Source organism: Blautia sp. MSJ-9, assembly GCF_018919065.1.
GTDB lineage: Bacteria > Bacillota > Clostridia > Lachnospirales > Lachnospiraceae > Blautia_A.
Window position 1 is genome coordinate 89,809 of the sequence record NZ_JAHLQG010000046.1, and the last position, 6,699, is coordinate 96,507.

General features: G+C 40.6%; 5 protein-coding genes and 1 riboswitch. Of the genes, 1 reads left to right on the plus strand and 4 read right to left on the minus strand.

Annotation, left to right across the window (positions count from 1 at the left end):
* The first annotated feature begins 237 nt into the window (after positions 1–237).
* The gene (locus KQI87_RS13370; RefSeq protein WP_216460567.1) at positions 238–783 is read left to right on the plus strand and encodes a TetR/AcrR family transcriptional regulator; all 546 of its coding nucleotides are present in this window, start codon (positions 238–240) and stop codon (positions 781–783) included.
* 41 nt (positions 784–824) lie between these two features.
* Here the strand turns inward: KQI87_RS13370 and KQI87_RS13375 are convergent, their stop codons facing one another.
* The 4 genes from KQI87_RS13375 to KQI87_RS13390 all read right to left on the minus strand — a co-directional run bounded on the left by KQI87_RS13375 (position 825) and on the right by KQI87_RS13390 (position 5,726).
* Complete coding sequence (locus KQI87_RS13375; protein ID WP_216460568.1) at positions 825–1,211, minus strand: hypothetical protein; 387 nt, start codon at positions 1,209–1,211, stop codon at positions 825–827.
* A gap of 337 nt (positions 1,212–1,548) precedes the next feature.
* Positions 1,549–2,565, minus strand: a complete 1,017-nt coding sequence (locus KQI87_RS13380) for a hypothetical protein (RefSeq protein WP_216460569.1) — start codon at positions 2,563–2,565, stop codon at positions 1,549–1,551.
* Positions 2,566–2,587: 22 nt separating this feature from the next.
* Complete coding sequence (locus KQI87_RS13385) at positions 2,588–4,891, minus strand: C1 family peptidase (RefSeq protein WP_253292525.1); 2,304 nt, start codon at positions 4,889–4,891, stop codon at positions 2,588–2,590.
* A 538-nt stretch (positions 4,892–5,429) separates the two neighbouring features.
* Positions 5,430–5,726 carry a cysteine-rich small domain-containing protein gene (locus KQI87_RS13390; protein ID WP_216460570.1) on the minus strand — a complete coding sequence of 99 codons (297 nt, stop codon included), beginning with the start codon at positions 5,724–5,726 and terminating at the stop codon, positions 5,430–5,432.
* Between the two features lie 402 nt (positions 5,727–6,128).
* Positions 6,129–6,321: riboswitch (cobalamin riboswitch) on the minus strand.
* Positions 6,322–6,699: the final 378 nt, after the last annotated feature.

Here is a 6,699-nt window from a genome sequence, read left to right on the forward strand (position 1 = left end):
AAAAAATCTCAGAACTTTTATTTTCCTCTGGGGTATGCCCCTCTGGCTTAATAAATGTTCTGAGATTTCTGTACGTCTGAATGGTGATTCAAACGCATATCTGCAAGCAAACAGGATACTTGCTTCATTGGCTAATGTTTTTTATTGGGTTAATCTTTTATTTCTTTTACAATGCTAATAAAAAACAGCACGGGATTTCCCTGCATTTAAGATTTTAAGAAAGGATTTCAGATTTACATGAAAATAAAAGACAAGAACCAGTCTTCTGTTAAGACAAAGACAGCAATTCGTACCGCCTTTGCAGAAATAGTTAAAGAAAAAGGAGACTTAGATAAGATCACTGTAACTGAACTGGTCAGGCGTGCCAACATCAACCGTTCTACTTTTTATCTGCATTACAGTGATATTTATGATATTGCTGCCGAAATGGAACAGTCACTGATGAGTGATGTCATGCAGAACAGTCCTAGAAACAGAGAAGAACTTCTCACATTTACAGAAGAATTATTAGATCTTATACACAAAAATGAGAACCTGTACAGACAGATCCTCACTTCTGAATCACCTATGTATTTCCTGCGTAAATTCCGCCGGGAGATCGCAGTTAAGATCCAGTCGATCCCGGATGTAAATCATAACCCGACGCCATGGTTCCAGATGAAAACCGAAATTTTTGCAGACGGGATCTGCGAACAGGTTGTCTACTATTTCCGAGGCCGCACGGAATACACTTTTGAAGAACTTAAGCTTGGAATTCTGACCTGTCTGCGTGAATACTTCTGAGCAGCAGACTTAACTTTCTGCTCTGCCATATTATCCGAAACTTATTCAGAAGCTTGTTCTTCTTTATCCATCTGCTCTCTTCTGGCTTTCTCTCTCTGCTTCGTAAGATCATAATAATCATCTGTAAGGAAACCATGTGCTCGCATTGCATCAAACACCTGCTGCTGGGCAGGTGTCATTTTCATCCCTATGGAGTTATTATAATCCGTGAGAACACATCCGGTCTTTTCAACAAGCCAGAACAGAGGGGAATCTCCTTCCGGAATCATCTTCCAGATTTCATCCTCTGTCCACGGGAGCAGTTCCATCATTCCGTGAAGATGTCCTTTGGGTATTCTTATATAATCACCATCCAGCTTGATCAGGCCATCGGAAAAATTTTCGTCCTTAATTTTCATTTCATTCAACAATTCTTCGGTTATTTTCATTCTCTCTTTACCTCACCCTCGAGTATTGCTTTTTCCTATTATACGTGTCCTGTCAACGTTATGCAAGACCAAAGTCTGTGTATATCCAATCCACCGGTTGTCTCTTACCGGACATGAAGTGAACTGTGATACGTAACACAAAAATATATCATTTTCTACAAAATTTTAACTTGATTAATTCAACAAAAGATTGTAAACTATAATTGCACACACAAGTTAACGTTATTGTTAATTAAGACTATTCGAGGTTTCCTCAGAATGTCTCAATTATACACACACATTTTTCCAAAAAGAGCAGCTTCACCATTTCGGTGAGCTGCTCTTTTAATGTCTTATTTTATTTTTTCTTTCTCAGAAAATAGATGAGTAAAATTATGATAATAATGATTCCAATGCCACTGATCCAGATTACCGGATTTCTCATGCCTGAATCAGATTTCACATTCTTTCCTGATGTCTTCTTAGAATCATCACTACCTGACTCTGGCTTCTTATCCATTTCCTCTTTCTTCTCTTCCGGAGTTGGCTCTGTTGTCGGCGTTACTTCCTCTGTCGGTGTCGCTTCCGGGGTCGGGGTTGCCTCTTCAGTTGGAGTTGCCTCCGGTGTCGGTGTCGCCTCTGGAGTCGGAGTTACTTCCGGTGTTGGGGTCACCTCTGGAGTTGGAGTTACTTCTGGAGTTGGGGTTGCTTCCGGTGTTGGGGTCACTTCTGCGACAGCTTTCCCATCTTTAGATTCCTGTGGAGAAGTCTGCTCTGTATCGCTTACATAATCCGTATCGCGATCCAGATTCACCCATACAGATTCTTCACCATCTGTATCAGCTTTTCCCCAGTTTATTCCATCTTCTCCCTTTATATACTTGGAAATATGTACAGTTGTACCATCCGCAATTCCACCGCTGATCTCGCCATACTTCTCTCCCGGTCCGTTATATACGGGGGCATTTCCACTGTCACTCTGAATCTTCACCTGAAAATCCACATCTTCGCCGCCAAATGTCTGAAATTCTTTGTTAATCGCTTCGGCTCTGGTAACCGGTGCCAGATCATCCATCGGAATATATCCATTCATTCCATGGTATTCACTGTATGCCCATTCTTTATTGTCTGTGCCGTCTTTTTCCCCCTGAACATGAATCGCAGTTCCATTGACGATCAGATTATCATTCAGTACATTACTCTCCGGGTCAGCTTCCGCATAAATGTTTACACCACCGTCTGCACTCTGCACTGTCATATAGTAATCTGTAACGTAATCTGGATCCTGCTCTCTGCCATCATCCGCATAAGCACTGACAGCTGCCAAGATAAAGCATAGCAACACCGCTGCTATTGTTCCCAACTTTTTCTTCATAATCTCATTCCTTCACTGTTTGTCATTTTCTTTTTATAACAGATGAACTCTTATATTTACTGTATGTATTTCCATAAGGTTCTTTTACATACGCTTTTACAGCATAGTAGTATGATACACCCTTTTGGGCTTTTTTGTCCAGATATGTTGCAGTATTTCTGTTGGAAATTTTCTTGATCAATTGATAAGATCCGCCTTTTTTCTTCCTGTAAATATAATATCCGTCACATTTCTTCTGCGTAGACCAGCGAACACGGATGCCATTCTTTTCGGATTTGACAGAAGATACTTGCTGCAGTGCAGGAGCCGCCTTGATCACAGATCCGGTGGTGTACTTGCTTGTGTAAGTTTTCCCACTTGCCTGATAATATGCCCGGACTGTATATCGATAAGAAGCATTCGCAGTAACTTTACTGTCCTTGTACTTTGATACAGAGTTCTTTACTGTTGCAATCTTTGTCCAACTGCCGCCTGATGACGGTTTTCTGTATACATAATAGCCTGTTGCATTGGAAACTTTGCTCCATGAGACCTGATTGTATCCACTGTTATACGCTTTCACCTGAAATACGGGTGTATCCGGTGTCCATGACTGGTTCAGAGTTCTTGTGTGGGCTTTAATCCTTACAGACCATCCTTTCGTCCGACCGTCAGTCCATGCAGCACCGTCAGATGCTCCTTTAAAAAATGTCTGATTCTGCTCAATTCCAGCAGTCGCAATAAACCATTTACCGCCTCCGGAAGCAGAGTAACTTGTGCTGGCCTCAACACCAAATTTAATGTTATTACTTCCATTATTTGTGATCACCACCGAATAACAGCTGCCCTGGCGCAGAGTCACTTCCGGAATTGCAATCGTACGCACTCCTGCAATATCCTGCTCAAATTCATGCGGCTGCGCATACGCTGCAGTACCGCTTTCCGGATTGGAAGGATCTGTAAGATCTGTGTATACCTGAATCTTATAAGAAGCATTATCACTCATGGAAACTACATTTACTTCCCCAAGTGCCTCCTGTTTTCCATTACCTGCATTCGCTGTATAAATGGCAGATACCGACTGCTTTGGCTGTATGGTAATAGATGAAATTGCTGACGAACCGTCATAAAAATAATTATTCTTATATTTCTGTTCTGATACAGTTACTGCATTTACAGCCACTAAATTGCTGATATTCGGGTCATCATAAGAGAGATAGTAGTATCCATCATCTCCTTTGTTCTCTCCCCAACTGTTCTTTATGATCCAGGCACCATCATTTGTTACCTTAGAGGCTTCCTGAAAATTAGATGCTTCAAAAGTATCATCCCATCCAACTACCGTTACAATATGGTTGATTGCCTTTGAACTTGATGTTGTTGGATAACAATAAGCGGAAGTATTCACATTTACATAATTCTCAGTCATATAAAGCATGATCGATACGGCATGTCCATCCATAAGCCATGACTTCATTCGATTTATAGATGCCGCTCTCTCCTCTTCCGTTTTATTCACAACATAATCAGAAAACATTGCACCTTTCAGATAAGCAACTGCATGATATGCTTTATCAGCAGAGATTTCCGTAGTCAGATCCTGCGTATGTGAGGAATCTGTAGGAAACGGCACATCATCCTCTGTAGTCATTCCGGACCAGGTGCTGAGAAAAACAGATGCCAGATAATCGTTCCCGCCAATATTGTGATAATTTCCTGCTACTGTATTCTTATCGTTGGCTGTATTTCCCAGCGGATCGTTCTGTCGGTTTGAGAAAAAATAGGATAAGTGTTCCTCTGACAGATCATATGTTCCCATTCCACGTGCAAGCAGAGAATTTTCCATTACTGCCGCCATTCCAAATGCCCAGCAGGTTCCAAATGGATGCTGATCCTTTACAGAAGTAACCAGACCATCCTCTCTTAAATCATATTTTTCTTTATATGTTGCTCTGCTTCCATAAGTAGCATATACCGTAGACAGATCACTCTCTACCTCCGGTCCTGGATCTAATGGTGTCAGGTTCCTAAATGGTTCTAACTCTTCCTCACGTTCTTCGGCAGTCAGTGGACGGCCTTTAGTGTAACGGATTCCGTCTGTTTCTTCCTCAGATATCTCTCCATCCTGAAAGTCCTGTTGACTTTCCTCTGATGAAAACACCACTGCATTAGATTTGTTATCTGAGGTAAATGTATCTTCCTGTGACTGTTGCTCCTGAAATTCTTCAGCTGTATCCTGTGTACCAGACTCAAAAAATTCCTGTCCCATTACAGGCAGAGATGTACAGATTACGGTCGATGTTAAAATTGCCGCAAGAACCCGCATCGCTATATTTCTTTTTTTCATATATTTGCACTCCTCTGTATTAATCTTTAAGATGTTCAAAGATAATAGCATTATATCATTTAATGTTTTTTATTTCAAGAAAGAATCCTTCTTGCAGGATTCTCCACCTGCGATGTGGCGCTTCAGCGACATACTCCCTCTCAGACATCGTGCAATCCCACCCATAGGATTTTTTTATGTCATTGGAGCATTACAGAGTAATTTCCTATAACATAAAAAACCGCCGAACTGCTGAACATGCATTCCGACGGTTGTCATTATGTATAAGATTTGCCTGTGTCTGCCAGCTATGAAAACACTGTCAGGAAAGGAGGTCAAATGCTTGTGCTGCATTTTCTTTTGTGTGTGTGAAAAGTGTGTTCTGCATGTGTGAAATGCATTACAAGACTAATAGATAGATTACAGATATAACACGGATAACGCTTTCCGCTGTTTGTTTGAAGATTTTTCTTTTGTTACATTTATTCTAACAGACCTGAATATATATTACAATGAGAATCGTTCTCTCTTATCTGGGGTAATCTGACACTTTCCTGCTTTATTTCTGATTAACTTCCTTTACCTTCTTCATCATCTCAGCCAATTCCTGATATTTCCCGGTTATATAGCCGTAATTCTTTCTTTTATGTGGAACCAGGCAATTGGTACAGTCCTTTATTCCCTTATCTGTATATCTGAAATTTCCTCCACAATTCTCTCCAAGTGCATACAGAGGGCAGTAACAGAACAGACAGTTGAAATCCTTCGGATCCGCATTTTTATGACACGGAAAAAATTCACATTTCTTATGACTGAAATATGAGTATTCTTTGCCTTCCCAATAAGGTTTCTCCATTTTATCTTCCTTCTTTCTTATAATTTCTTTGTTTCAAAAAAATCCTGCCTACAGGATTGACTACTTCAGCGACATAATTCCTCTTATATAAAAAAATACTCTAATGAATCATCAATCACTTTCCAATTAACAAAGTATTGAACATTCATTACAGTATTCTTAACTCTACATAATAGCTACATAAATAAGAGGGAGCGACGCTACTCCGGGGTAGAAAAAAATCCGTTCATGAGTGCGCGGAGGGAACGAATAAATCCGAAGTAGTATCGCCTGCCATTTAATCATGTATAATTCATAAAGAACAGGCGCATTCCATAAAAAATGTCTGCCTTCGAATAAAAGCAGACAACACTCCGAAGCTGCGGATTCAACGGAGTTGGTTGTTACACTTTACACGGAAGTTTAACCTCGCCATACCAAGCAGGTTTCCTGGCTCCAGGCTCATCGCTCCTCTCTCCTTCTCATGCTATGGCACAATGGATTCTTGAGATTTGCTCCTCTGTTACAGTGACCGGATCGCTCAGGTTTCTCACCTGATTCCCTCTTTCTGTACCGTGTTTCTTACGGTATCAGCACTTAATATGTTCCATATGGAATTATACTAACCGTATAATAACATTTTCACGCTAGAATGTCAACTATTTGTCAATATATTTTTAACTAATTCCATATAATAGGTTACTGTTCGCTCCGTGCCCAGTAACACGCTTCGCGATGCACAGAATTTATGCTAATCGCATAAATTCGCGCGGTATGTCTCGGGTTTTCTGTTGCCATGCATCCGTAAGAAGCTGCCAGTGGCAGGTTCTGTAGGTGACCTTCGCTCACAAAAAACGCCTCGCGGAATATTACCTGTGAACCAATGTCATTAACTTAGCAATTTGCCAATACTGCATTGATGAAAATATCAGCAGAAGGATTTGATTATGATAAAAAATGGGATATTGATGGATCAAGATACAACGTCTTACTA